Raw genomic sequence first — 26,124 nt, 5'->3', positions numbered from 1 at the left:
AAACGCTTACAACGGATCTTTTTAAATCCCGTTATAAGCGTTTTTTTGTTGTCTAAAAAATAAACCTGATTAAAATAAGGGATGTTTTTCAGTGCCCTCTTAAATTAGCTCCCTTTTTTTATCTGTTTTGCAACCATCCTTCCGGATTATTATTTGATGTATTTTGAAGAATCAAAAACTTAATGATTGTTTTTCCGGTATCACCACTAGTTCTCACTTTTCCGATACTTTGTTTGATATTTACCTTATCTCCTTTTTCTACAAATACCTGACTTAAATTTTGATAAACGGTGAAATAATCTCCATGCTGAATCATAACTGCTCTGTTGATTGGAGATAAAACGATAACACTTGAGACAGTACCTTCAAACACGGCACGCGCAGTCGCTCCAGATTCTGTTGTAATCTCCACTCCTGAATTATGAACGGTTAAATTTGGATATAATGGATGTTGTTGATCACCATATCCTAATGAAATAAATCCTTTTTCTACAGGCCAGGGCAATTTTCCACGGTTTGCTTTAAAATCGGCAGCCAGGATTTTTCCTTCTGGTGTCAAAGCAATTTTAGATGATGAAACCGGAGCCGTAGATGCTGTTGATCCCGGATTGTCTTTTGCTCTTTCTGCAGCAGCTTTTCTATTCGCTTCAGCAATCGCTTCACGAATCAAACGATCAATTTGTCTGTCGATTCTTTTTGCTTCTGCTTGTTTGCTTCTGGTGTCAGCAATAATTTTATTTTTATCTTTTTTAATAGAGTTTACTAATTTTTGCTGCTCCTTCTTTTCAACTTCTAAGCTTTGCTTTTCCTTTTGGTTTTCAGCAATAATTTTTTTCTTTACTTGTCTTTGACTATCTAATTTTGCATTAAAATCAACCAACTGAGCCGTTTTTGATTGAATCTCTAAACCTTGATTTTTTCTGAAATTAGTATATTGTTTTAAATATTGTGCTCTTTTATAAGCCTGTAAAAAACTTTCAGAAGATAAAATAAACATTGCTCTGCTTTGCTCCGAACGGCTTTTGTATGATTTCAGGATCATCTTTGCATAATCTTCTTTCAAAACTGCTAATTCTCGCTTCAGTTTATTAACCTTAAGTTGGTTAATGTACATATCATTGTTTAAAATCTTCTCTTGTCGGGCAGTCGTATTGATCAGTTTTTCTTTCAGTTTAATTTTATTCGCCTGAATCAAAAATACATTTACAGCCGATTTTTCTTTTTTCTTTACAGACTGCAGCATTTTTTCATTATCTCTAATTTCCTGCTGAATCTGAGCTTTACGCTGCTCCAGTTTTTCTTGTTGCGAATCCTGCGCCCACATGAAAGTTGTGGCACAAATAAAAATTAGGCTTAGGAGAAATTTTGGCATGTTTCTTTTTTCTTTTTGCAAATTTAGTTAATTATAACTTTTTTATACCCACTTGGAACACTATATGGGAAAGAAAGTTCTTCATTAAACGTAATATTATTATATTCTAAATTAATATCGGTCTTCCCTTTTGGCTGAACAGCATTAATTTCGATTTTGGTTGGGAGTATTCCCTGATCAAAAGTTTTACTATCAGAATATTTTATTGCTAACATTCTGTTTTCTGCAGGTTGTAAAATTTCCTCTTTTTGCAGCAAATATTTTTCTGAATCTAAATAAAATGTCTTTTTTATTTTAGCTTCTTTTTCATCTTCCAACTTAAAAAGATTTTCTACAATGGTCTGTGTGTATTTTCCTTTTCTTAAATCATCCAAAGCTTCTCCAACCAATAAATTCTGAACTTTGCTGTAGTCTAATTCAGTTCCAAGCCATTTGCTTAAACTTGTAAAATCACCTTCGTAATAAGTACCTTTTATTTTTTCGTAGTAACTTACTGTAGTAGGTGTGATCAATGCCTTTGCCATTGTGATTCCGAGAAAACGAACACTTACTAAAATTTGCTTGTCTTTTTCAATTTTGATTTCGGCAGTTACATTCTGACTTTGTTTTTCATCTTCATATTTAGCGCTTGCTTTTATATTTAATGTTTTGAAATCTAATTTATTGTCATAATGTTTTGCTATTGCTTTTCTGTCCTCTTTTGGTGCTTCTACAGGTTTATCTGTATTTTGTACTGCAACGGCTTTGGATTTACATGAAATCACAAAAACCGACATCAATACTAGCGCTATATATTTTTTCATTTTCTACTTCTTTTGTTTTAATAACTCATTTGCCTTCAAAAAGTATTCCTCTTTTTTCTTAGCATCTCCTAATCCATTGTATGCCTCTCCAAGCTGAATATTAAAATTTGCCTCAAGCGTTTTATCATCGACTACATAATCAAGTCCCATTTCTAAAACGGTTTTTGCATTCTTAAATTGTTGTAACTTATTGTTTCCTAAGCCTGCATAATAATAAAATTGAGGCTGGCTCGGATACACTTCAATCATATTCATAGCTCTTTTTGTCATCGGCTCAAACTGTTTTGCCTGCGTATACGCTTCAAGCAAAAGCAAGTTGGTTTCGCGATCTGTATCTGAATTTGCCTTTAAATCTTTTTCGTAATATTTAATGGCATTTTCAAATTGACCTTTACTGTGATAAAATTTCCCAATTTCTTTTGCAACATCGACATTCGGATCGTTGTCAAAATAAGCAATTGCTTTCTCTAAATCTGGAGCATATTGCGGATTTTTATTCACATAAATCAAAAACTCATTTAGCGTACGATGCTTTATTTTTGAATCAATTTTTGAACTTGACAAAATAACATTCATCGATTTAATTGCCTGATCTGCTTTATTGCCATCTAAATACACTTTGAACAAAGTTACCTGAGCCCATTCAGAATTTGGAATTTCTTTTGCCAATTGTTTTGCAACATCCAAAGCCTTATCTGTTTCTTCTGATTTTGAATATAAAAAAATCAGGTTAACATAATTTGATTCTTCTTTCGGATTTTGTTTAATCTGATCAATCAAATTAGCAATCTCGGAATTTTGATATTTACCCTGAGATAAGATCTGCAATTTATATCTTTCGCGATCTTCAGATTTCCCGAATTTATCGTTCATTTCATTAATCGTCAAAAGCGCTTTATCGTACTGATTCGTCAACATGTATAATGAAATCAAATCATCTTTATATTCTTCGTCAAACGGGATAATTTTTTGAATCGTTTCGATTGCCAAAGGATAATTCTTGGTTTCATAACTTACATCATAAATTCCAAGCCAATACCATTTGTTTTTTGGGTCTAATTGTGTTGCTTTTTCAAATGAAGATTGAGCATTGCTATATTCTTTTAGAGCAAAATAATTCTTCCCCAATTCAAAATAAGCAACAGCATCATTAGGTTTTAGTTTGATACATTTTTCTAATGATACAATGGCCTTGTCATAATTTTCAATTCCTTTTTGTTTTAATGATTCATAAAAAGAGTCCTGATATTCATCGGTTGCCATAGCAATATCTTCCGGTTCAGTCTGAGCTAAAACCGACATTGAATTGCCAAGCAAAACGAAAAATAAAATTACAAAAACTCCTTTTTTCATCATTTACATAATTTCATTTTAAATTATTATTTTATTCTAAAACAGAATAATCTCCAATACTGATACTCGTAAACTTACCATCATAACTAACATGGTTTCCGATCATCGCATTATCTAAGTTAGCATTTTTTATTTGAGAAAACGTCTGAACTAAACTGTTTTTGATTGTACTGTCGATTACATGGCATCCTTTTCCTAACGATACGTTTGGTCCAACCGTTGCGTTTTTCAACACTACATTTTCACCAATATAACAAGGTGGAATAATCGTTGCGTTTTCTAATGTCACATTATAATCAACCAGATGTTCTCCATCGTTATGTAAAAATCCTAACATTCTGGTATTGGTTTCAACGGTAACGTCTTTGTTTCCGCAGTCCATCCATTCATCTACACTTCCGGTTTTGAAAATTTTTCCGTCAGCCATCATTGCTTTGATTCCGTCATTGATTTGATATTCTCCACCATTTTGTATATTATTATCCAAAACGCCTTGCAGTTCTTTTTTCAAATCAGCAACTTCTTTAAAATAATAGATTCCGATAACGGCTAAATCGCTAACAAATTCTTTTGGTTTTTCAACCAATTCTATAATTTCATTATTGGTATTTAACTTTACTACACCAAATGCTTCAGGCTGATCTACTTGTTTTACCCAAATTACAGCATCTGCAGCAGGATCTAATTCAAAATCAGCTCTGATTAAAGTATCTGCATAAGCAATTACAGCAGGTCCTGACAAAGATTCTTTTGCGCACATAATTGCATGACCTGTTCCCAAAGGCAAATCCTGACGATAGATAGATGCTTTTGCTCCTAAACCTTTTGCCAAATCTTCTAAACTTGTTACAAGATCAGCACCAAAAAAAGCTTCATCACCCAAAATAAAAGCAACTTCTTCAATTGGTTCTTTTAATATTTTAGCAATATCTTCGACTAAACGATGTACAATTGATTTTCCTGCAACTGGAATTAATGGTTTTGGAACCGTTAAAGTATGTGGTCTAAGTCTCGAGCCTCGGCCCGCCATTGGAACAATTATTTTCATTTTTGTATTTATTTTTTATGAAAGATTATCTAAAATCTTCTTGAGTTGGTTCTTGATTTTTAACCGCAAAGGCCGCAATCCCGATAGCTATCGGGATACGCAAAGTTCGCTAAGTTATTTTGTACTTTTTAAGGTCGCAAAGTCCGAATGAATGGTGAAAACTGCAACTGAAAACTGAAAACTTATTTCACGCCTGTACTACCAAATCCGCCGGCGCCTCTTGAAGTTTCGGATAATTCTTCAACTTCAATCCACTCAGCTCTTTCGTGTTTGGAAATAATTAATTGAGCAATTCGTTCTCCGTTTTCGATTACGAATTCTTCATTTGATAAATTTACTAAAATTACCCCTATTTCACCTCTATAATCTGCATCAACGGTTCCCGGTGAATTTAAAACGGTTACTCCTTTTTTTGCAGCCAATCCGCTTCTTGGTCGTACCTGCGCTTCGTAGCCAATTGGCAATTCAATAAAAAGACCTGTTTTCACAATCGTTCTTTCTAAAGGTTTAAGCGTTATTGATTCTGTTAAGTTGGCTCGCAAATCCATTCCTGCCGAAGCAATTGTTTCGTAGTTTGGTAAAGCGTGTTGTGATTTATTGATAATTTGTATTTTCATTTTTTTATTTAAAACATTAAAAAGTACGACTACTTTCTATTCATAATTCCTTTGATTGTATCTTTTTCGTTATGATAAACAAAATACATAAAGCCTAATAATAACGGAATTCCAACGAAATAATTTTCCCTAAATCCATAAAAAGAAATAGCCGAAAACACAATTGAAATTCCTAAATAAGCTCCAATTTTATTCATATCATAAGGTATAGGGTAATATTTATTTCCTAAAATATAAGAAATCAGCATCATGCTTCCGTAAGCAGAAATAGTTGCAATTGCAGAACCATAGTAACTGTATTTTGGAATCAGGAAATAGTTTAAAACCAAAGTTACTATTGCACCAACAATTGAAATATAAGCACCAATTTTTGTTTTGTCTGTCAGTTTATACCAAACCGATAAGTTGTTGTAAATTCCTAAAAAGAAGTTTGCCAGAATAATTAACGGCACTACTTTCATCGCTTCCCAATATGATTTATTATCCAATAGCAGAAATTTTAAAATATCTGCAAAAACAATTACTCCCAATAAAATTAAGGATCCTAAAATCACAAAATATTTGGTGATAACCGCGTAGGTCTGAGGTGCATTTTCATTCTTTGCATGACTGAAAAAGAAAGGTTCGATTCCTAATCTAAAAGCCGTTGCAAATAAAACCATAAATAATCCAAGCTTGTAACAAGCAGAATAAGCTCCAACTTCAGATTTAGCCAAGTTTTCGGGTAATAAATATCCTAAAAGAATTTTATCGAAATGTTCGTTAACAGCAAATGCAAGTCCGGCAACCAAAATTGGCAAACCATATTTCATCATTTTTTTCCAAAGTACCGGATCGAATTTTCGTCCTAGCGAAAGATAATTTGGAGAAAGCACAACAAAAGTGGCTAAACTCGCCAATAAATTTGCTATGAAAATATAGGCAATCTGGAAATTCTCTACATATAAATTATCCCAAACCGAATTAGGATTTGAAGCCGCCAGTTTTGGTAAATACATTAAAAAGAAAATATTCAGCAATAAATTGATTATTACGTTTCCAATTTTAATCGCAGCGTAAACCATTGGTCTCTGATTGGCCCTAAGTTTGGAGAATGGTACTAACACCAAAGCATCTAAAACTAAAATCCAAACCGAATAGGTAACATACTGTGCATCTACTTCAGCAAGGCTTGCTAAGGTATTTCTAAAAATTAATGCTACAAACAAGAAAATTATCGACGACCAAAATATTGAAATTGTAGAAGTTGCAATTACATTTTTCTTATCTTCTTCGGCACTATAGAATCTAAAAAAAGCAGTTTCCATTCCGTAAGAAAGAACTACATTAAAGAAAACCATCCAGGACAAAACAATCGAAATCTCGCCATATTCTGCAGTTGGTAAAATACCTGTATATAATCTTACCAATAAAAAGCTCAGCATTCGCGGTAACACTGTTGCTAGGCCGTAAATTGCAGTTTGCTTGAATAGATTTTTATATAATCCCAAAATAATTTAATAATAAAGTTTGTAAAACAAAAATAACCAATTCTTTGGTTTAATACTGATTTTGCAGGTTCAATAAAAAAACTTCAGTGCTTTTTTATTGCGTTAGTTTATTTTCATCCAAAATTTTAACAAAATGAAAACCCTTTGGACCGTAACCCTGATTGTAGTAAAAACGATGTGCTGCAAAATTTCCTGTAAAAGCGTCTAAAACAATACTGCTGCAGTTCAGGTCAGTAGCTTTTTGTTCAATATAATCGGTCAGTAATTTTCCAATTCCTTTTGAGCGATGCTCCGGATTAACCACAAAATTATCGATTTCAAGATACTTGCCGGTCCATAGTTTAGTAGCAGCCCAACAACCCGTTATTCCCAGACAAACACCATCTTCAAAAACACCAATCTGAATATAATTGTGTGGTACCATCTCTGACAGAAATGATTTGTATTTTTCAATAGAAAGTTTTGGATAAAGAAATCGCATAGTATCAATTTGAGCCAGCATTTCTTCTATTGTAGTGAGTTCTTTAATTTGTAGTTTCATTGTAATAAAAATAGAGTTCAAAAATACTCAATTTTTTTCATTCTTAATTATAGCAAAAAACGTACACATGTGAAATATATAAATTGTCGGCAAAAATTATGTAACATTTTTTTAACAGTCTCATCTTAAATTTGCTACATAGGGATTGAGAAAAGCTAGAAATACAACCCTTATAAAAAAGAAAAGCATTGGGACTAATAAAGCTAGTTTGTTCCCACAAAAGACAAAGCACAAGGGATTGATTCTGCTGAAATGTAACCCTCAAAAAAACAGAGCACTGGGATTGATAAAGCTAGTTTGTTCCCACAAAAGACAAAGCACCACAGATCACTATCTGAATGGTAAATTTATAAAATGGTATTGATTCTTGGTTTTGAGTAATTCCAAGAATCACCATTTTATAACTTATATTTCAAAATAGAAAAAGATAAAAACTACTATATTTAAAAGGAGCCGACAATTGGGGATGTCGGCTCTTTTTGCTTTTTTAAGATTCTTTGTTTTTCAATTCTAAGTTAACGTTTTGCTCCGTTTCTTTTGGTTCCGGAATATCTTCTTCAGTAAGTGTTTTTAGTACTTTATTGGTTATTTTTTTCAATTTAACAATTCGGTTCGCCTGATTCTGAACACATTTTTCAAATAAATTTCGAACCACTCTGGCGTTTCCAAAACTTTCATTTTTACTTTCATAGAGCAAATCAAAAGTATCCGTTAATTTTTCTTTGGCATCATCAGCAATTATAAAATCAGACTTTGAACAAAATGACTCAAAAATTTGAAATAATTCTTGTGGAGTAAAATGGCTAAAATGAAAATATCGATTAAAGCGGGAACGTAAACCCGGATTAGATTCTATAAAAATCTTCATTGGTTCGGTATATCCAGCCACTACAACTGCTAAATCTTCCCGATGGTCTTCCATTCTTTTCAAGAGTGTATTCACAGCTTCGGCTCCATAATCATTTCCAAATGCATTTTGAGATAATGCATAAGCTTCATCAACAAATAAAACACCACCAAGGCTGGATTCCACCGCAGCATCAACCTTGGTTGCCGTCTGCCCAACATAGCCAGCAACTAAACCTTCTCTGTCTGTTTCGAACATTTGACCTTTGGATAAAAAGCCCAAATGTTTAAAAATTCGGCTTAAAAGTCTCGCCACAGAAGTTTTTCCGGTTCCGGGCGGTCCTAAAAAAACAGTATGCAAGGTTATTTCAACATTCTTTAATCCTTGTTTTGATCGTTTCTTTTGTATTTCTAATAAATTAATAAGTTCAGAAACGTCTTTTTTTACTTCTGCTAAACCAACTAATTCATTTAATTCTTTCAGTACTTTTTCTAATGAATCTTCTTTCGGAAGATGGTCAATTTCCTTTTTGTCTGTTTTTGATTTGTTGAAATTCAAACCAAGATAATTATTGAAAGCTGTTACATTTTCAAATTTTTTATCAAACGCAAACTGGATGAAATTTTGGTATTTGTTTAAAATTTCGTCTGCTTTATTGTGTTTCTTTTCTACTATTTCAGGAAGCAAATATTGGTTTTGGTAAGCGTTTGAAGCTATTATCTTGTTTTCCTTTTTTATTTTTAAAAGATGATTTTTAAATTCCGTTGTAAAAACCAATTGATTTAATTCGTTTGCCGAATTTTCATCCGCAAAATGTTTGTTGCGTAAAACATCATAATAATAAGCTACAACAAACTCTTGCTTTTCATTTTTTTGTCCCGGCTCTCTTTCGTAAAGATTAATAATATCCGAAAGAAAAAAATGCTCTGCTTTAAACAATAAACCTTTTGAAAAAACAGGGTTTACAGCTTGATTTATTTTCTGAATAAAATCTGTATCTTGATTTAGTACATTGCAAATTTCAAGAATACTTGTAGTTTCTTTATGTAGATTACTAATAAATGAAGCCGTAAAAACGGCTTCATTAGAATTTATGTTTGTTTCCAAATATTTTTTTAGAGACAAAAATGATTCCTCAATAATCGATATCGGATTGTTCTTTTTTGACATATGCTGTTTTAAGAAATCATCATTTGGTGAATAATTTCTTTTGATAATTTTAGGTGATCATCACAATAATCTTTCCAGGCTAAGCCCATATCTCTCAAATCATACTTGGCCACAATTGTTCCGTAATGTTCCTGTTTTCCATTAATAGTTGGATAACCAATAACATAAATAGTCTGCGCCAATTCAATTGCCAATTCAATGTCATGTGTAGAAAAAATGACTGTATTAAAATCAGAAGATTTTCCTAATAGCTCAAAAGATTTTTTTACTTCTTCAATATTTCCAACATCTAAACCTGAAAAAGGTTCATCCAAAACAATAAATTGATCCGACGAGAACAATTGTTCTATAATCGCGGTTCTTTGTCTTTGTCCTCCGGAAAGTTCGTTTGGATATTTGTCTTTACAGTTTTCTAAGCCCCATTCTTTCAGGTATTTTTTTATCTTGTCTTCTTTTTCAGTATTCGAAAGCGTTGTTTTTCTTAACGAAAATTTCAAAGCCTGAGTAACTGTTTTATGTCTGAACAAAGTATACTTTTGATCTACAAAACCAATATCGCCTTCATTTACAGATTTGGCAGCATTAGGTTCTTTGTTTTCAAAATCTCTAATTAAAATTTTTCCCGTTTTCGATGGAATTAGTCCGGTTAATGCTTTAAAGAAAGTAGATTTTCCTCTACCTGATCTTCCAACAAAAGCTACAACTTGTCCTGTGCAATCTACTCCATCTCTGATTACGTCTTTTTCTACAAGATTAATATCCTTTATAATAACTGTATCATCGTATGCAACGCTTAAATTTTCAACATACAAAAGCGTTTCTTTATATTCGTGTTTCATGATTATATTTTTGAATATCTAAATAATGCTTTTCTTAAGAAATTTATTCCTGCATCTAAGCCAAGACCTATTAATAAAATAATGATTTGAAGTGCTATTATTCGTCCCGTGTTCATGAATTTATCAGAATTTTTGATTAAAAACCCTAATCCTCCAGAAGCTACAACGATCGACTCTACTGTTACCAGCATCATCCAGGTTATGGCAAGATTTTGTCTGATGACATCAATTACATAATCTACTCTTCCTAAAATAATAACCTGCCAAAGGACTTCTAACCGAGTACATTTTAGCATTTTTGCATGATCAAATTCTTCTTGTGGAATATCTTTGATAACTGCAATTAACGATGTTGTCAAAAAAGTCGTCAGGAAAATTACCAAAATCCAAACCTGCATCGATCTTGCATCGTGAACCACCATTGTGATATAAAATGAAAGTCCGGTAAAAGGCAAAAATCTAAATTTAGTAACAAATTCAGCAATTGGTTTCAATAACGGAATGGGCCATGAATAAGCAAATAGTAAAGAAATGATAGTAGCTAAAAAAATCGAGATAAAACATAATGACAATGAATTGAAAATATGCACTACCAAACCTTCTCTGTATAAATCTTCAAAACCAGTTAAAACCTGAGATGGAGATGGAAAAAGATGTTTTTCGCCAGCTGTCGTCGCAAACCAAATAATAATCAAAAGAAAGAACCAGCCTATTAAAATAAGGGTTCTGTTCATTTTTGATATTTTTTCAAAGGGAGTTAAAAGTTTTATCATGTTTATAGCAAAAGGCTATCCGTTAAGATAGCCTTTAAATATTTATTTTTATTTTAATAAAGTAATAACCACACGTCTGTTTGATGCTTTTCCTGAAGCTGTATTATTATCTGCAACCGGATCGCTTTGTCCTTTTCCGTCAACTAATTGGAAACGGCTTGCAGGAATACCTTTTTGTTTCAAATAGTTTACAACTGCTTCTGCTCTGCTTTTTGACAAAGCCAAATTAGAATCTGGATTTCCAACATTATCAGTATGACCAACAATAGTTAGTTTTGTGTTTTCAGCCTGTACTAAAAGATTGTAGATTTTTTCCACTTCTTTACTGGAAGAGTTTGAAATTTCAGCACTTCCTGTGTTAAAATTAATTTTCCATTCTCCAGAAGCTACAACTTCTTTTGCTTCAGCACTATAATCTGCTTTATCTGCAGAAGTAGATTCGATATCATTGATGTTTTTCAGGAAAAACAAGTTTACTGCCTGATCGTAAGGAACAACTGCGCCAACATTTTCGTTAAATCCAAACGGATTCAATTCTGTTAAATATCCAGAAACCTGATTGTAAACTGATTTGTATCTGTTCACACCATCTGATAATCCAAAATATTGCATTACATCAGCATAATTAAATACTTTTGAACCACCCATATTATAAGTCAATCCAGCTTTTGTTCCTTGTTGTCCTTTGAACATTTTGTACCAATATTCAGGAGTTTCAAGTTTATAGGTATCAGCAACTGCTTCTGAAGCTCTTACTTTCCAGTCTTCATAGTTTTTCATTTGATTTGAAGCCGTCAATGCCGATTTCAAAATATTAGAAACAATATCCGGATTTTTTTCTGCCCATTCTTTAACTCCAATAAGAGCAGTTGGCATTTGATTATTGAATTCTTTGGTAGAAACAATATCAACAAAACCAGTAAGTTTATCAAAAACTGTTTTATCTCCAGGAGTCCAGGTAGCACAACCGTCGATTTTTCTGTTTACAGATTTTCCAGTTAATTTTCCATTTACTACTTCTTTCAAAGTAACAGTCCATCCCGTTGTCTGAGATTTAATTAATTCCTCTGCCGATTTAATATAATCATCATTTTCAGATGGATAAATATTTACTGCATCTGCATCATAAGTTGTTGGATCAGGATTTACTTTTAATCCGTTTGCGAAACAATAGTTTACAGTAGTAACCCAGTCACCATCTCCAAGAACGGCAGAAATAACAGAACCCTTCATCGTTTTTGGATCAGATTTCCAGCTTGGTGGCCCAATCAATTTATCTTCACCATAACTCATACCCACAACACCCATAACTTGTAAGTGGTACTTGTCCTTTCCGTATTTTTCATCTAGTGATTTTTGAACAGAACTAATATAAAATGGGGCACCGTCACCCATGATCATAACAGCAAAAACACTTTTATCTGAAGAAGGAAAAGCTTCTCCTTTATCAAATTCTTCGATAAATTTCATTTGCATATTACGCAATTCTGACAACCAGTCCTGACGGATAATTTCCAAATTAACTCCGTTTTTTTCCATCAATGATCCTTTTGTTGTTTTTGGACCACCATTAGAAACAATAATTCCAGATTGAGCATTCCATGCATAAGCACCAATTTTCACTAAAGGTTTGTCTGCAACTTCTGAAGATATTTCTTTTGAAGGAAGCGCTATTTTTTCAGCATTAGTTACGTTATTAACATCTGTCTGATTAAGTTCAATTCCGTTTAATTGTTTTGAAACAGCTGTCTTAATTCCAGGAGACAAATAATAAACTCCTCCTAAAATCGCACCAATTCCGGCAATAACGATTAATAATTCAGAAAACGTAGTTAACTTTTCTGTTCTTAAAATTTTTCCCATTTTTATTTAAAAATTAAATTTAATTGTATTAAAAAATATCCCCAAAACCACCACCAGATAATTTATCTTCTTTGGTCATTTTATAATTTGGACTTGTATATTTTGTAGAATCCGGAATTGTGTTATCGCCCGTTTTAATTTCATCTGCTAATGAATCTAATCTTGAATAAAGCTCATCATTATCCACTGAATATTTAGAAGTCAATGCATCGATGTCAATTAAGTTTTCAGAAGTTTTAGCAATATCCTGAGCAATTGTAGAGGTTACAACTTCCAGTGCATATTCTAATTCCCAGTCTTTCGTAAATAACATGGCACTTTTAGCACTTTCTGTTGCTTCTTTAGCATTTTTGGCAAATTCATACTCCTTTTGAAGCATCTTAACTGTCACATCAAAATCAGCAATTTTGATGTCGATGGCAGTTCCGGCTAAAGTCAATTTTCTATCCATTTTTCCCAAAACATTAGCACGAACGCCATATTTTTGAATGAAACTTTTGCTTTGTTCATATTGTGTAGAAACTCTTTGAGAGTCGCTTAACTTTCTGGCTAATTCACTTTGCAGAGTTACATACTCATCAGTATCTTTTGCAGCAACACCGTTTTGTTTCACCATTTCGTCCATCGCCGATTTCAATTTTTCAGACTGACGCTGTAAACTCAAAACATCTTCCTGAAATGCTTTTGCTTCTTTTTCAGATTTATTGGCTTCAATTTCCATTTCATTTTTAAGACCTTTCAGCTTCGCTTTGGTGTTCTTAAAAACTTCACGGTTTTTAATCATTTTTTGTTTTTGTTCTTCTAACTCATTAAAAGGGTTACTCTGAATTAACGCTTTATGAATATTTTTTGTTGCAAAACGAAGACTCTTCATTATAACTGGAGCCATCATAACTAAAAAAACTAAAAATACTCCAGTTGCGGATAAGGCGATCGCCTGACCTAACATTGTAAATAATGGTGGAATAATATAAGTCCAGATTAAATAACCACCAACTCCTAATAAACCAAGTGCCAGAGCCAAAAATAATGACTTTTCACCTTTTTTAAGCGCACCCGATTTTAGAGCAATTTCTCCTTTCGACTCGTCAAAATGTTTAAGTATTGGTAATGTCAAAAGAGTGCTTCTTTCTTGTTCGTATTTATCCATTATAAATATTGATTAATTCCTGTAATTACAGTATTGATTGAGGTTAATATTTTTTGTTTAGCTAAATTGTTGGCTTCCATTTTTAATTGAATTTCTGAAAGCTGTTCCATATTAACAGGATCAATTTTTTGAAGTTCTATTTTCTTAGCTTCCAGCTCTTTTTGAAGTTCAATAATTTTCGCTTCCAAATCAGAAATGCTTTTAGATAAATTATATTTTTCTTTGGTTATAGAATTATCTAAATCGGCTTTTTTAGTTTTTCCTATAGTATCATATTTAGCGTAGACTTTCTCGATTTCTGCGATGTAAAAACTCCCTTTTTGTAAAAGAAATTCTTTTGTCAAATCAGATTTAATTGATTTACCCATAGTAAAAGCCATCTGATAACTTTGTGGATTTGTTACTCCAACTGCTATAACAGATTTGTAAAGCTCGAAAAAATCAAAACCGGACTCATTCAATGACTCAAAACCTTTATCATAAACTTCAAAAATTTCATTTAAAAAAGGATTTGTCAGCGAATTTGTTGGAAATGATTCGGTAGCGTGATTTGGAAACTTACTTTCAGTAGCTGGTAAAACGGGTGCTGATGATTGAGCCGCAGCTGCGCCCTCTGCATTGTTAGTCTCATCATTTATGAAGAGACTTTTCCAATTAAAACTTTCTTTTGCCATTGTTTTAGGTTAAACTATTTTTAATAACTTTTTGGTTGTTAAATGTTATACGCAAAAAGTGTTAAAAAGTTACTAATTTTAAAAGCATAAATATATACTTTTTTAAAATTAAATTGTAACTATTTAATTACCAAATAAGTTAATCCTTATAAATTATCAAAAAACGAAAAAAAAATTTCATTGATTTTATTAATTTATTGTAAAAAAAATAACGCACAAAAAAAGAGCCAACTAATAGTTGGCTCTTTTAATATTTTATTAAAATACTTTTATCCGTTCAATGCTTCTGCTCCACCAACGATCTCTAAAATCTCGTTTGTAATAGCAGCCTGACGTGCTTTATTGTAAGTCAATTTCAATTGGTTTCTTAATTCAGTTGCGTTGTCAGTTGCTTTGTGCATTGCTGTCATACGTGCTCCGTGTTCTGAAGCAAATGAATCACGAATTCCTTTGTATAATTGTGTTTTCAATGATTTTGGAATCAAAGTCAGTACAATTTCTTCTTTTGAAGGTTCGAAAATATAATCTGCAGCTGAAACTGGTACATCAGATTTAATTGGAGCTAACGGCAAAAACTGTTCAGTCTGAACGATTTGAGTCGCAGCATTTTTAAACTGATTGTAGATCAATTCGATTCTGTCATATTCTCCTGATAAGAATTTTTCAGTCAAATTATCTGCGATTCCAGCAACATTTTCAAAAGTTAAATGATCAAAAATTGCATTATGATGACCGTGAACTTTAAAAGTTTTACTTAGTACATCATTTCCTTTTTTACCAATAGGAAAAACATCAACTTGTTTTCCAGCGTAAAACGCAGAACGATTCTTAATCTCCTTAATTACATTTGAATTGAATGCACCACATAAACCTCTGTTTGAAGTTATAGCTACAAGCAATACTTTTTTTACTTCACGTTGTGTTGTGTAATCTCCCCCAACTTCACCATCAAGTGTAGCAGAAAGATTTTGCAACAACTCCGTTAATTTCTCGGCATAAGGGCGCATCGCAGTGATTGCATCTTGTGCTTTCTTAAGCTTTGCAGCAGAAACCATTTTCATAGCCGATGTTATTTGCATCGTCGATGAAACGGAAGTAATTCTATTACGGATTTCCTTTAAATTTGCCATCTATTAATTAGAAAATGTGACAATTTGAAAATTAGATAATTAGATAAAATCCGGAGACATTTTCTAATTATCTAATTTACTAATTATCTAATTAGTTATATTTTGCTGAAATTTCTTTTGCTGCTTTTTCGATAACATCAGTAATGTTGTCATCTAATTTACCAGCTTTCAACGCGTTAAGCGTATCTTTATGTTTACTGTTTAAGTAAGCTAAGAAATCAGCTTCAAATTCTTTTACTTTATTTACAGGAACACTTTTTAATAAGTTTTTTGAACCAGCGTAAATAATAGCTACTTGATTTTCAACAGGATAAGGATCATTTAAACCTTGTTTCAAGATTTCAACGTTTCTTCTTCCTTTTTCAATTACGTTTAAAGTAACAGAATCTAAATCAGAACCAAATTTAGCGAAAGCTTCTAATTCACGGAATTGAGCTTGGTCTAATTTTAAAGTTCCAGAAACTTTTTTCATTGATTTAATCTGAGCATTACCTCCAACACGAGATACAGAGATACCTACGTTGATTGCAGGACGAACTCCAGAGTTGAACAAATCTCCATCAAGGAAAATCTGACCATCTGTAATCGAAATTACGTTTGTTGGGATATATGCAGAAACGTCACCAGCCTGAGTTTCGATAATTGGTAAAGCAGTTAATGAACCGCCACCTTTTACGATAGACTTGATAGAATCTGGTAAATCGTTCATGTTTTTAGCAATTCCATCATCAGCAATTACTTTACAAGCACGCTCTAATAAACGAGAGTGTAAGTAGAAAACGTCTCCAGGATATGCCTCACGTCCCGGTGGTCTTCTTAATAAAAGGGAAACCTCACGGTAAGCAACAGCTTGTTTAGATAAATCATCATAAACGATAAGAGCTGGACGACCTGAATCTCTAAAGTATTCTCCAATTGCAGCACCTGCGAAAGGAGCATAAACTTGCATTGGAGCTGGATCAGAAGCATTAGCTGCAACAATAACAGTATAAGCCATTGCACCTTTTTCTTCTAACATTTTAGCGATTCCTGCTACAGTTGAAGCTTTTTGTCCAATTGCAACATATATACAGAATACAGGTTTTCCTGCATCATAAAATTCTTTTTGATTTAAGATTGTATCGAGACAAACAGTTGATTTACCAGTTTGACGGTCACCGATTACAAGCTCACGTTGTCCACGACCAACCGGGATCATAGCATCTACTGCTTTTACTCCAGTTTGTAATGGCTCAGTAACTGGCTGACGGAAGATAACTCCAGGAGCTTTTCTTTCTAACGGCATTTCGTATAAGTCTCCGCCAATTGGTCCTTTTCCATCAATTGGAAAACCAAGAGTGTTTACTACACGTCCTACCATTTGCTCACCTACTTTAAGAGAAGCAATACGTTGTGTTCTTTTTGCTGTTGATCCTTCTTTGATTCCTGTTGATGGTCCTAAAAGTACCACACCAACATTGTCTTCTTCAAGATTCAATACAATAGCTTCAAGTCCGTTTTCAAATTCAACTAACTCACCATATTGTACATTCGATAGCCCGTAAATACGAGCAATACCATCTCCAACTTGAAGTACCGTTCCTACTTCCTCTAGCGTAGCACCAGATTCAAAACCTTCTACTTGCTTTCTTAATATTGCTGAAATTTCAGCAGGTTTGATTTCCGCCATCTTAATTTATAATTTAGACACTTTTATGTGTAATAAAACTAATTACTTAACTCTCTTTTTAATACTTGTAATCTGTTTGCAACAGAAGCGTTGTATTGTTGATCACCTATTCTTAAAATAAATCCTCCAATGATTGATGGATCTACTATATTTTCAATTGTTATTTTTTTATCTGACAAAGTTGAAACTTTTGCTAAAACTTTAGCTTCTAAAGCCGCATCCATTGGAATAGCAGTTGTAACTTTTGCTACTTCAACACCATTACTTTCGTCAAACAATTTTTTATATTTTAATGCAATTCCTTCCAGAATTTCGAATCTTTTGTTTTCGAATAATAAATGAAATAAACCTTTAGTTACACCATTTACATTAGCAAAAACTTCTAAAAGAGCACTTTCTTTAACCTCTACTTTTGTAGTTGGGTTTTGAATAAATGTACTCAATTCTAAATTGCTTTCAATTGTAGAAGCAATAGATTTCATATCGTTATTTACAGCTTCGGCAACACCTTTAGAGTTTGCTAAGTCTAGAATTGCTTTTGCATAACGAATTGCTGCTCTTGTACTTGCCATAATCTTAGTTTAACTTTACGTCACCTAACATTTTCTCTACTAATTTAGTTTGAGATTCTTTGTTAGATAATTCATCTTTCAATAATTTTTCAGCAATGCTTAATGATAAAGTTGAAACTTGTAATTTCAATTCAGCCATAGCAGCATTTTTTTCACTTTCGATAGCCGCTTTAGCCTGCTCGATCATTTTTTGACCTTGCACTTGCGCTTCGTTTTTAGAATCAGCAATCATTTTCTCTTTCATTTCGCGAGCTTCTTTCAACATCGCGTCACGTTCTGCACGAGCTTCATTCAAAATTCTTTGATTGTCAGCTTGTAGGTTTTCCATTTCTCTCTTTGCATTTTCAGCAGAAAGTAATGCATCTTTAATACCTTGTTCTCTTGCAGTAATAGATTCCATAATTGGTTTCCATGCAAATTTTACTAAAAGTAAAATCAAAACCAACAAGATTAAAGCTTGCCAAAAGAATAAACCGAATGAAAAATCGTTAATTAACTTATCCATTTTATAACTATATTAAAATATTTAATTTCTTTTTTTAAAAGTAACAACACCTTTAACCAACCGTTAAAGATGTTGTTATTTCTCTCTTTATTATTTTCCTAAGATTAAAGCAGCGAATGCTAAACCTTCTAATAAAGCCGCGATAATAATCATCGCAGTTTGAATTTTACCAGCAGCTTCTGGTTGACGAGCAATCGCGTCCATAGCAGATCCACCGATTTTACCTAAACCTAAACCTGCACCGATTACTACTAAACCTGCACCTACTAAAGTTGGAATTGTTCCCATAAGTATTTATATATATAAAATTAAACTTCTAAATTAAATGATCACATTCTCTTCGTGACCGTGATCATGGTCATGATCCTGAACTGCCATACCAATAAACAATGATGATAACATTGTAAAGATAAAGGCCTGTAAAAATGCAACTAAAACTTCGATAACTGAAATAAACAATGTTAATCCCATCGAAATAGGTAAATCTGCAGCTAAATTTTTACCCACAAAAATCATTGCAATCAAACTCATGATTACTACGTGACCCGCAGTAATATTGGCGTACAAACGAATTAATAATGCAAATGGTTTTGTTAATGTTCCAAGAACTTCAATTGGCGCTAAAATAATTTTCATTGGAACAGGAACTCCCGGCATCCAGAAAATATGACCCCAATATTCTTTATTAGCACTAAATTGTGTAATTATAAAAGTGAAAGCTGCTAAACAAACTGTAATTGCAATATTTCCAGTAACGTTAATTCCAAGTGGCGTCATACCTAATAAGTTTAACAACCATACAAAGAAAAATACGGTTAATAAATAACCCATATATTTTCTGTATTTTTTCTCGCCAATATTTGGAACAGCAATTTCGTCTCTGATAAAAATAATTAGTGGTTCTAAAACTCTTCCAAATCCAGTTGGGATCGGTCCTTTTTTATATGACTTAGCTAAACCAGTAAACATTAAAAATAATAATAGTGAAACAAAAAGCATTGAAACAACATTTTTTGTAATAGAAAAATCTAATGGCTTTTCGTTCTCAGGATGTCCATGCTCATTAAAAGTAATGGTTCCGGCCGCATCTGTTTTGTAAATTTTACCGTGAACTAATTTGTAGAAGTTTCCATCAACTTCTGCAACTGCTTCACCGTGGTGCAATTTTGAAGATGAAAAAATTTTCAAACCTCCGTCAATAAGAATTACCGGTAATGGGAAACCATACTGTTTATTTTCTTTTTCATCTGAAAAGAAAATAAAGTCATGAGAATCTTGTAAGTGATGATCAATAAAAGCATCCACTTTTGCTTTTGGATCCAGAGCAACATGCTCTCCTTCCACAGGAGCATCGTGTGAAATTACTTTTGCTTCATGAGCTACCTCAGTTTGTACATGCGTTGAATCATTCTCTGAATTTGCAAAACTCATGACTGGAGAACAAGCAACTAAAGCTGCAAGAATAAATTTGAGTGGTTTGTTTGAAATCACCATATTGTTGAAAATCTTATTTTTTACGTTTCTAAAATTTGGTGCAAAGGTACATTTTTTATTAATATTCAAAAGGATATGAAAAATTATTTTTGAACCTTGTTTTACAGAATCCTTATTTTAACGCTTTTCATTTAATAATCGGGCAGTTAAAAGCGTCTCAAATAACAAAAACAAAATAAACGTTATAAAAAAACTGACTTTTTCAACTATTACCTCTTCAGATTTGTTTTCTAAAATTGGTCTTAAAATCAAATATCCTATTAACATTTGCGTAAATGTTCCGAACAAGAACGCCATTCCAACAATTTCAAAATTCTTCTTTTTTACTATTAATAATATAAGGTATAACGATGCGGATATTCCTAAAAAAAATAAATACAAGAATTCTATACTGTAATAAAAGTTTTGGGGATTAACTTTTAAAAGTAAAAAAGCTACTTTGTGCAAAATATAAACAACAAAAGCAAAAATGAATAATTGTAAAAACGGTTTGTAATTCTTTAAAAGCATTTGAAATATTTTTTTGCAAAGATGCAACATTTATTTAAAGCCCTTTAAAAGATAAATTACTTTGTTTTATTGATATCGTTAACCTGACGAATTACATTATATAAAGCAAGGCCAACGCCAATCATAACAAAAACTGTATTATAATAAACTTTCGGACTTGGGTGATTCTCATCTAACCAAGTGCCAAAATAGGAGAACAAAAAAATAATTATTCCCATTTGAACCGGAATATTAATAAGTGGCATCCACTTATTTCTTCTATTTTTGTTCGGCTCCTTTTCCATCTTTTAAAGATACTTCTTTAGAATTTGTTAGCATGGTACAAGTAGCAATAAATTCAGCTCCAGGTTCTATAGATAATTTTCCAACGGCAACTTCTCCCTGAATATGTGCTGTGGCTTTTATGTTTAGGATTTCCAAAACTTTTAATTTTCCCTGAAACTCGCCTTCAATATCAGCGTTGTGGCAAATAATTTCACCTTTTACAATTCCTGATGGACCTATGACCAATTTTCCCTGCGAAGTAAAATTTCCGATTAATTCTCCATCTAATCGAAAATCGGCTTTAGAAACAATATCTCCTATAATAGATGTTCCTTCAACTATTCTATTTGTTTTACCTAAAAGTTCTGTGCCGCTTTTTTTTGCTTTCTCAAACATGTTTTTTTATGGATTTTTAGGCGCTAAATAAGTGTCAAGATTTTTTTTGATTTGAATCACTTTGTAATTATCACTCGAAATAATAATTGCCGGATGCGTAATTTTATATTTTTTGTCTTCTCTCAAAACTCCTGAAACATCTCTGGCATATGCCTCAGATTTTACTCCATGAATAACTACAAAACTTTGGGTTTTATTGTATTTATCTAAAGAAGTTGTTAGTCGCTCATAATTTTCAACTAACAAAAATACTCTAATTGCTTCTTCAATTTTTTTAAGCGTTTGAGAATCGTTATTCGGAACTAAATATAAAATTTTCCAACTTTTACCATCTACTGCGGTAAAATCAAGTTTTTCCAAACTCGGAATTTGTTTCTCTAAAATTTCACGTGCGTTTTTTCCTTCCTCACTGTTTGGGTAATTATCTGCAACGTTTTCTAACCCTTTTTTATAAGCGGCCAGACCATTTACTTTTCCTAATGTATTGGCTTTCAACAATTCATATTTAGAAACAATTTCATCCCCGGCATATTGATTAATTAAATTATCAATATTATCTAAAACAACATCAAATTGCTCTTCTTCATATAATTTATACCACTTTTTATATTCTTTATCAGGCGAAGCCAAATCACCCGCATTTGTATTATTTAAAATTTGAGCATATCTGGAAGTTGGATAATTTCCTGTAATATCAGATTTTACTTTTTCGGCTTTAGCCGGATTTGTAATTTGATATATTTTGTACAAATTATACATCGATGGTAATACCAATTTTTCTTCAGGTTTGTTTCTTAACAATTGTTCTAATTTATCGCTGGCTAAATTATATTCCTTGAATTTTTCCTTATAAATAAGTCCTAACTGATAATAGGCAAAATTTCGTTCTTTACCAATACTATCCATAACAACCTGACTTGTTGGAAGTTGTTTTTCGTAAAACGCCGTCGTATATTTTTCAACTACTACAGAATCCTTTAAAGCATTAATCGAATCCTGACGAATACTTAGTGAATCTTTGATCGCAGGGTTAAAAATAGTTTTTGAACCTAGACGCCAATTTCCGATTAAAGACCTATTTCCCCACATTTTCCTGAATTGCACTTTTCCGTACGCAACCGTTGTTGGATTGTAAAAATAAAAAGTACTCGCCTGATCATTTGCTCCTGGAGGATTAAATGCTCCTCCTGCCGCCAAATCAGTAGGCACCGGTGCTTGTGGGTTTACAGCTGTGGGTAAATTGCCGGCTTTTGAATTACGCTCCACATTTTCCTGTTTTTCTTTTTCCTTTTCTTCAAAAATACGTTTTGCCTCATCTTTCTTTTTAAGTTCCGCAATATAATTTTCAAAATAGGCTTTTCTTTCTACTTCTGGTAAACCATACACCATTATAATACTATCATTGCGTTTTGCAATTCCTTCGTATTTAATTACGTTGTTTAAGTTTTTTCGGTTTTTTTCGATAAAAGCAAATTCCCTGCTTTTAGGATCTAATTTCACTAATGTACTGTCATAGTATTTGGCAGCCATGGTATAATCTGTATTTTTAAAATACATGTTTCCAATGTTTCTATAAGTCGAAGCTACCAAATAAGGATCTTTCGATTTTCTGGCTAACGATTTGTTATAAAATTCCAGTGCGTTTTCCTGTTCTTTATAGTTATCGAAAAAAACACCCATTTCATAAAAAAGGATATCGTAATAAGGTCTGTTTTCGCGATCTTCTACCAATTTGTTATAAGCTTCAACAAACATATCCTGATCGCCATTTTCATAGTCGAACATCTGAGCTTTTCTCGCATAAGCATGCATCATGTATTTTCGATCCGCTTTTCGGTTCATGTCGATTACGCCATTATAAAAATAAATGGCACTGTCTTTTTTTCCTGCTTCCTGATACATTTGCCCCAAAATAAAACGATAACGTGCCTTGTCTTCATTTATTCTCGAGAAATCTTCTGCAATTCTAAGTTTCGCTACAGCACTATCTTTTTGTTCTAAATGCAAAAAAGCTGCGGCCAATAACGCATTTGCATCAGAAAATGTCTGCTTATTTAAGTCCGTATTCTTTAATAAAAGTTTAATGTTTTTTACCACAATTGCATCATTCCCCAAACGCATATTGGTTTTTTCGCGCCAGATTTTTGCGGTGTAAATATTACTGCTGTTTGGATATTTATATAAGATATAATTGAATGCCTCCAGAGCCGGAATAAAACGCTGATCATAATAACGGGCTTTGCCCAGCATTAAATACGCTTCATCAATTTGGGAGTTTTTTTCTCTTCCGCCAATATTCATCGAGTGTTTCTGAATCGCCTTTGTTGCCTTGGTTTCGGCCAATTCAAAATCAGGGTTTTTAGCTTTTTCTTCTCCGGAATAATTTTCATCGACCTGCATTTTTTCAATAGGCAGCATCTTCCAAAAATTATCCTGATCATTTGCCTGAATAGACTTCAAACCTTTATCAAGACCAATGCCTCCATTGTACAAAATGTTATATTTTGTGCTTAAAGCATGCGAATTTCTAGACAAGAACGTGTTATTTTTGGTAGAGCAAGCTATCAAAAAGAATAAAAACACGAACGGAAAACAATATTTTAGAGTATTCTTTTTCAATAGAAAAGAGTTTAAATCCATTAACTTCTAAAAAGGCTTTTTAGTATAATGACTGGTAAAAATACGCTTCTTTTTGAAATATAGAAACTTAAACAGCAAAAAACGATTCCAGCTCCTGAAGTGTCTCTTTTGATGTTTGAATATCTTTCACTATTTCCCCTTTATTTAATGCTACAATTCGGTCACAAACCTCGACAGTGTGCTGTAAATCATGACTCGAAACCAAAACCGTAACATTCGGATCCTCTGCCAATTCTTTAATGATTTTTTTCAGGCGGCTTACCGTTGTTGGATCTAAATTGGCAAAAGGTTCATCCAGAATCACTACTTCCGGATTTCCTATTAGTGTCGCAATTATGCCGACTTTCTTCTGGTTTCCTTTAGATAAATCACGTAAATATTTTTTGTTGTTCAGAATTTCTCCATTAAAAAACTCTTCATGCTGTGCTAATAATGCATCAATATCTGCTTTATTCTGATGACGTAAATCGCCAATAAAATAAAAGTACTCTTCTGGAGTTAAATATCCTATCAGGAAGCTTTCGTCTAAAAATGATCCTGTAAAAGATTTCCAGTTTTCATTTGTATTCACCTGAATGTTATTGCTTGTAATATGTCCCGTTGAAGGTTGAATCAAATCTAGTAACAAACTAAAAAAAGTTGTTTTCCCTGCTCCGTTATTCCCTACTAATCCAAAACTTTGACCCTTTGGAATTTCAAGATTATTGATATTTAAAACTGTAGTTCCGTTATATTTTTTTGAAAGTTGATTTACTTGTATCATTGTAATTTTAGATTTTAGATTGTTGATTTTAGATTAAAAAATCCATTCCTTATTTTTTGATATTTGATTTCGATCGGATAAAAATTATCTCATTATCAAATTGGCACATTTTCTAATTAATTCTTTTGTTTGTAAGCGCTGATTGTGCTGTATTTTTCAATTTTGTATCTTTTTTCGATTATAGAGAAAACTGTATTTCGAAACACAAAACCTAACACTCCGGCTCCTGCAACTAACAATAATCCAAGAGTTTTATCTCCCAAATAAAGTCCGAGACCGTAAAGTCCTAATGGCAATAATAATTTTGGCAAGGTCAATAACATGGCACTCACGTTGAACGCTTTTTTGTCTCCAAAAGCACCACCGGCATTACTCAAATCGATTGGTGTTTTGGTAAATGCGCCGCCCAAAAGAACCAAATGAGAATTAACTCCAATATTATAAATTGCACCAACAACAATTGTCAGGTAAACTTCCCATCCGTAAAAAAGATAAAATGAGGCTAATATTGTCGAGATAAAAGTGGCTATAACAATCAACCACCATTTTGAAGTAATATACCCCCTATACGGAATGTTTTGTGTCATCATTAATTGATAATATGAACTATCCCAACTTGGTACAAACTGTCCGAAAACAAATAAAAATCCGCCCGAAACAAAGATTCCGGCAAAAATATACATCACCGCCGGTTGATGTGTATTTCCGAAAAAAATCAATCCATAAAACAAAAAGAAAAAACTCATTATCAGTGTGGTTTTAGATCTTTTATTTCTTCGGATTAATTTAATATCATTTTTAAGAAATGTTCCTAACGTTCCAAATTGATTCAGCCAAACCAGATTTTCGGTTGCGGCAATATCTTCTTTTTTAGAAAGTCCTGCATCTAAGAATAAATTATTTTTAAAGTACTTAAATGTAAATTGATACAGCCCGATCAACACTAAAACCGGAATTAAAAACAATCCCTTTTGAGTATACAACCCTTGAAAAAATGGGGTTGTAAAAATTGTTATATCAAATAATTTATAATACTGTGCTGCTCCCAAACCAATTGCAATTACGACAAAAACAACAAATAATTTGTCGATATTACTTAAGATAATATTTAAAAAATTGTTGATATATATTAAAGAGAAAATAGCCAGAAGCCACATTATGATTCCGATAATATCATAACCTTCTAAAACAAGCACTGTCGAAAAAGGAACAAAGAAAAGTGCATGACCCCAGTTAAAAAAAGACAATGCTGTTTTCCCTAATGAAAAGTGAACAATCGTTGGTTTTTTAAAAGGTAAAACTAATAAAGGTTTAATATTTAAAACCGGAATTGCCTGCATCAATAAACGAATTACCAAATCGAAGAGAAAATAATAGATCAAAAATTTATTGATTGTTATTAATGGTTCGAAGTTCATTTTTTTCAATAAATAAAATGCTCCAACACCTGCTCCAATAAAAAGTAGTGAAAAATAAATCATTAAAAAACCTAACAAAATTTTCATTGCCAGGTTCGCTCCAAACGACGCCGATCTGGTAAAGGCCTTCCATTCTAGATAAATAAACTTTTTAATCATGGTTAATTGGTTTTAAGTTTTGTAGTAAGAGATCAAATGTAAGAAAACGTTACAAAAAAAGTTA

24 protein-coding genes are annotated in these 26,124 nt (G+C 32.5%); all 24 read right to left on the bottom strand.

Annotated features, from left to right (window positions below; translation table 11 throughout):
- Window positions 1-118: 118 nt before the first annotated feature.
- Window positions 119-1,372 carry a murein hydrolase activator EnvC gene (locus tag ASC72_RS23500; RefSeq protein WP_056196845.1) on the bottom strand — a complete coding sequence of 418 codons (1,254 nt, stop codon included), beginning with the start codon at window positions 1,370-1,372 and terminating at the stop codon, window positions 119-121.
- Between the two features lie 23 nt (window positions 1,373-1,395).
- Entirely contained in the window at window positions 1,396-2,175 is a 780-nt protein-coding gene (locus ASC72_RS23495) for a DUF4292 domain-containing protein (protein ID WP_056196842.1), read from the bottom strand.
- Window positions 2,176-2,178: 3 nt separating this feature from the next.
- A complete protein-coding gene (locus tag ASC72_RS23490; RefSeq protein WP_056196839.1) occupies window positions 2,179-3,528 on the bottom strand; it encodes a lipopolysaccharide assembly protein LapB in 1,350 nt (449 codons plus the stop codon).
- A 31-nt stretch (window positions 3,529-3,559) separates the two neighbouring features.
- A complete protein-coding gene (locus ASC72_RS23485; RefSeq protein WP_056196837.1) occupies window positions 3,560-4,576 on the bottom strand; it encodes a sugar phosphate nucleotidyltransferase in 1,017 nt (338 codons plus the stop codon).
- Window positions 4,577-4,758: 182 nt separating this feature from the next.
- Window positions 4,759-5,193 carry a dUTP diphosphatase gene (gene dut / locus ASC72_RS23480; protein ID WP_056196834.1) on the bottom strand — a complete coding sequence of 145 codons (435 nt, stop codon included), beginning with the start codon at window positions 5,191-5,193 and terminating at the stop codon, window positions 4,759-4,761.
- A 29-nt stretch (window positions 5,194-5,222) separates the two neighbouring features.
- Window positions 5,223-6,683, bottom strand: a complete 1,461-nt coding sequence (locus ASC72_RS23475) for a lipopolysaccharide biosynthesis protein (RefSeq protein ID WP_056196831.1) — start codon at window positions 6,681-6,683, stop codon at window positions 5,223-5,225.
- A gap of 94 nt (window positions 6,684-6,777) precedes the next feature.
- On the bottom strand, window positions 6,778-7,224 hold the full coding sequence (locus tag ASC72_RS23470) for a GNAT family N-acetyltransferase (protein ID WP_056196828.1): 447 nt from the start codon (window positions 7,222-7,224) through the stop codon (window positions 6,778-6,780).
- 487 nt (window positions 7,225-7,711) lie between these two features.
- Window positions 7,712-9,241, bottom strand: coding sequence for an AAA family ATPase (locus ASC72_RS23465; protein WP_056196825.1), 1,530 nt, complete (start codon window positions 9,239-9,241; stop codon window positions 7,712-7,714).
- A gap of 8 nt (window positions 9,242-9,249) precedes the next feature.
- A complete protein-coding gene (locus ASC72_RS23460) occupies window positions 9,250-10,080 on the bottom strand; it encodes an ATP-binding cassette domain-containing protein (protein WP_056196822.1) in 831 nt (276 codons plus the stop codon).
- A gap of 2 nt (window positions 10,081-10,082) precedes the next feature.
- Complete coding sequence (locus tag ASC72_RS23455) at window positions 10,083-10,814, bottom strand: ABC transporter permease (protein WP_131725848.1); 732 nt, start codon at window positions 10,812-10,814, stop codon at window positions 10,083-10,085.
- Between the two features lie 87 nt (window positions 10,815-10,901).
- On the bottom strand, window positions 10,902-12,716 hold the full coding sequence (locus tag ASC72_RS23450) for a phosphate ABC transporter substrate-binding/OmpA family protein (protein WP_056196814.1): 1,815 nt from the start codon (window positions 12,714-12,716) through the stop codon (window positions 10,902-10,904).
- Between the two features lie 28 nt (window positions 12,717-12,744).
- Window positions 12,745-13,866 carry a hypothetical protein gene (locus tag ASC72_RS23445; protein ID WP_056196811.1) on the bottom strand — a complete coding sequence of 374 codons (1,122 nt, stop codon included), beginning with the start codon at window positions 13,864-13,866 and terminating at the stop codon, window positions 12,745-12,747.
- A complete protein-coding gene (locus ASC72_RS23440) occupies window positions 13,866-14,540 on the bottom strand; it encodes a hypothetical protein (RefSeq protein ID WP_056196808.1) in 675 nt (224 codons plus the stop codon). Before ASC72_RS23440 ends, ASC72_RS23445 begins: the two co-directional genes overlap by 1 nt.
- A 269-nt stretch (window positions 14,541-14,809) precedes the next feature.
- A complete protein-coding gene (gene atpG, locus ASC72_RS23435; RefSeq protein WP_056196805.1) occupies window positions 14,810-15,670 on the bottom strand; it encodes an ATP synthase F1 subunit gamma in 861 nt (286 codons plus the stop codon).
- A 91-nt stretch (window positions 15,671-15,761) separates the two neighbouring features.
- Window positions 15,762-17,339: a F0F1 ATP synthase subunit alpha gene (gene atpA, locus ASC72_RS23430; protein ID WP_056196803.1), complete on the bottom strand. Its 1,578-nt coding sequence runs from the start codon at window positions 17,337-17,339 to the stop codon at window positions 15,762-15,764.
- Window positions 17,340-17,377: 38 nt separating this feature from the next.
- Window positions 17,378-17,911: an ATP synthase F1 subunit delta gene (gene atpH, locus ASC72_RS23425; protein WP_056196800.1), complete on the bottom strand. Its 534-nt coding sequence runs from the start codon at window positions 17,909-17,911 to the stop codon at window positions 17,378-17,380.
- 4 nt (window positions 17,912-17,915) lie between these two features.
- Window positions 17,916-18,416, bottom strand: a complete 501-nt coding sequence (locus tag ASC72_RS23420; RefSeq protein WP_056196797.1) for a F0F1 ATP synthase subunit B — start codon at window positions 18,414-18,416, stop codon at window positions 17,916-17,918.
- A gap of 90 nt (window positions 18,417-18,506) precedes the next feature.
- Window positions 18,507-18,704, bottom strand: a complete 198-nt coding sequence (gene atpE, locus ASC72_RS23415; protein WP_008465835.1) for an ATP synthase F0 subunit C — start codon at window positions 18,702-18,704, stop codon at window positions 18,507-18,509.
- Window positions 18,705-18,737: 33 nt separating this feature from the next.
- Window positions 18,738-19,910: a F0F1 ATP synthase subunit A gene (gene atpB / locus ASC72_RS23410; RefSeq protein WP_056196794.1), complete on the bottom strand. Its 1,173-nt coding sequence runs from the start codon at window positions 19,908-19,910 to the stop codon at window positions 18,738-18,740.
- A gap of 566 nt (window positions 19,911-20,476) precedes the next feature.
- Complete coding sequence (locus ASC72_RS23400; RefSeq protein WP_056196788.1) at window positions 20,477-20,704, bottom strand: AtpZ/AtpI family protein; 228 nt, start codon at window positions 20,702-20,704, stop codon at window positions 20,477-20,479.
- Window positions 20,679-21,080, bottom strand: coding sequence for a polymer-forming cytoskeletal protein (locus ASC72_RS23395; protein ID WP_056196785.1), 402 nt, complete (start codon window positions 21,078-21,080; stop codon window positions 20,679-20,681). Before ASC72_RS23395 ends, ASC72_RS23400 begins: the two co-directional genes overlap by 26 nt.
- Before the next feature lie 6 nt (window positions 21,081-21,086).
- Window positions 21,087-23,615: a tetratricopeptide repeat protein gene (locus ASC72_RS23390; protein WP_371258483.1), complete on the bottom strand. Its 2,529-nt coding sequence runs from the start codon at window positions 23,613-23,615 to the stop codon at window positions 21,087-21,089.
- A 172-nt stretch (window positions 23,616-23,787) separates the two neighbouring features.
- Window positions 23,788-24,483 (bottom strand): ABC transporter ATP-binding protein, encoded by a 696-nt coding sequence (locus ASC72_RS23385; protein WP_056196782.1) that lies wholly within the window; start codon window positions 24,481-24,483, stop codon window positions 23,788-23,790.
- A 116-nt stretch (window positions 24,484-24,599) separates the two neighbouring features.
- Entirely contained in the window at window positions 24,600-26,060 is a 1,461-nt protein-coding gene (locus ASC72_RS23380; protein WP_056196780.1) for a DUF5687 family protein, read from the bottom strand.
- Between the last annotated feature and the right edge of the window lie 64 nt (window positions 26,061-26,124).

This window comes from Flavobacterium sp. Root420, assembly GCF_001427905.1.
Taxonomy (GTDB): Bacteria; Bacteroidota; Bacteroidia; order Flavobacteriales; family Flavobacteriaceae; genus Flavobacterium.
Note: the sequence above shows the minus strand (reverse complement) of the source record. Positions and strands in the feature narration are given on the sequence as shown.

Bases quoted from the DNA above. Each gene is read 5' to 3' on its own strand.
- ASC72_RS23400 (WP_056196788.1), bottom strand. From the start codon at position 20,704: ATGGAAAAGGAGCCGAACAAAAATAGAAGAAATAAGTGGATGCCACTT.
- ASC72_RS23490 (WP_056196839.1), bottom strand. From the start codon at position 3,528: ATGAAAAAAGGAGTTTTTGTAATTTTATTTTTCGTTTTGCTTGGCAAT.
- ASC72_RS23380 (WP_056196780.1), bottom strand. From the start codon at position 26,060: ATGATTAAAAAGTTTATTTATCTAGAATGGAAGGCCTTTACCAGATCG.
- ASC72_RS23385 (WP_056196782.1), bottom strand. From the start codon at position 24,483: ATGATACAAGTAAATCAACTTTCAAAAAAATATAACGGAACTACAGTT.
- ASC72_RS23460 (WP_056196822.1), bottom strand. From the start codon at position 10,080: ATGAAACACGAATATAAAGAAACGCTTTTGTATGTTGAAAATTTAAGC.
- ASC72_RS23465 (WP_056196825.1), bottom strand. From the start codon at position 9,241: ATGTCAAAAAAGAACAATCCGATATCGATTATTGAGGAATCATTTTTG.
- dut (WP_056196834.1), bottom strand. From the start codon at position 5,193: ATGAAAATACAAATTATCAATAAATCACAACACGCTTTACCAAACTAC.
- ASC72_RS23485 (WP_056196837.1), bottom strand. From the start codon at position 4,576: ATGAAAATAATTGTTCCAATGGCGGGCCGAGGCTCGAGACTTAGACCA.
- atpG (WP_056196805.1), bottom strand. From the start codon at position 15,670: ATGGCAAATTTAAAGGAAATCCGTAATAGAATTACTTCCGTTTCATCG.
- ASC72_RS23455 (WP_131725848.1), bottom strand. From the start codon at position 10,814: ATGAACAGAACCCTTATTTTAATAGGCTGGTTCTTTCTTTTGATTATT.
- ASC72_RS23495 (WP_056196842.1), bottom strand. From the start codon at position 2,175: ATGAAAAAATATATAGCGCTAGTATTGATGTCGGTTTTTGTGATTTCA.
- atpB (WP_056196794.1), bottom strand. From the start codon at position 19,910: ATGGTGATTTCAAACAAACCACTCAAATTTATTCTTGCAGCTTTAGTT.
- ASC72_RS23450 (WP_056196814.1), bottom strand. From the start codon at position 12,716: ATGGGAAAAATTTTAAGAACAGAAAAGTTAACTACGTTTTCTGAATTA.
- ASC72_RS23470 (WP_056196828.1), bottom strand. From the start codon at position 7,224: ATGAAACTACAAATTAAAGAACTCACTACAATAGAAGAAATGCTGGCT.
- atpA (WP_056196803.1), bottom strand. From the start codon at position 17,339: ATGGCGGAAATCAAACCTGCTGAAATTTCAGCAATATTAAGAAAGCAA.
- atpE (WP_008465835.1), bottom strand. From the start codon at position 18,704: ATGGGAACAATTCCAACTTTAGTAGGTGCAGGTTTAGTAGTAATCGGT.
- ASC72_RS23445 (WP_056196811.1), bottom strand. From the start codon at position 13,866: ATGGATAAATACGAACAAGAAAGAAGCACTCTTTTGACATTACCAATA.
- ASC72_RS23500 (WP_056196845.1), bottom strand. From the start codon at position 1,372: ATGCCAAAATTTCTCCTAAGCCTAATTTTTATTTGTGCCACAACTTTC.
- ASC72_RS23440 (WP_056196808.1), bottom strand. From the start codon at position 14,540: ATGGCAAAAGAAAGTTTTAATTGGAAAAGTCTCTTCATAAATGATGAG.
- ASC72_RS23420 (WP_056196797.1), bottom strand. From the start codon at position 18,416: ATGGATAAGTTAATTAACGATTTTTCATTCGGTTTATTCTTTTGGCAA.
- atpH (WP_056196800.1), bottom strand. From the start codon at position 17,911: ATGGCAAGTACAAGAGCAGCAATTCGTTATGCAAAAGCAATTCTAGAC.
- ASC72_RS23395 (WP_056196785.1), bottom strand. From the start codon at position 21,080: ATGTTTGAGAAAGCAAAAAAAAGCGGCACAGAACTTTTAGGTAAAACA.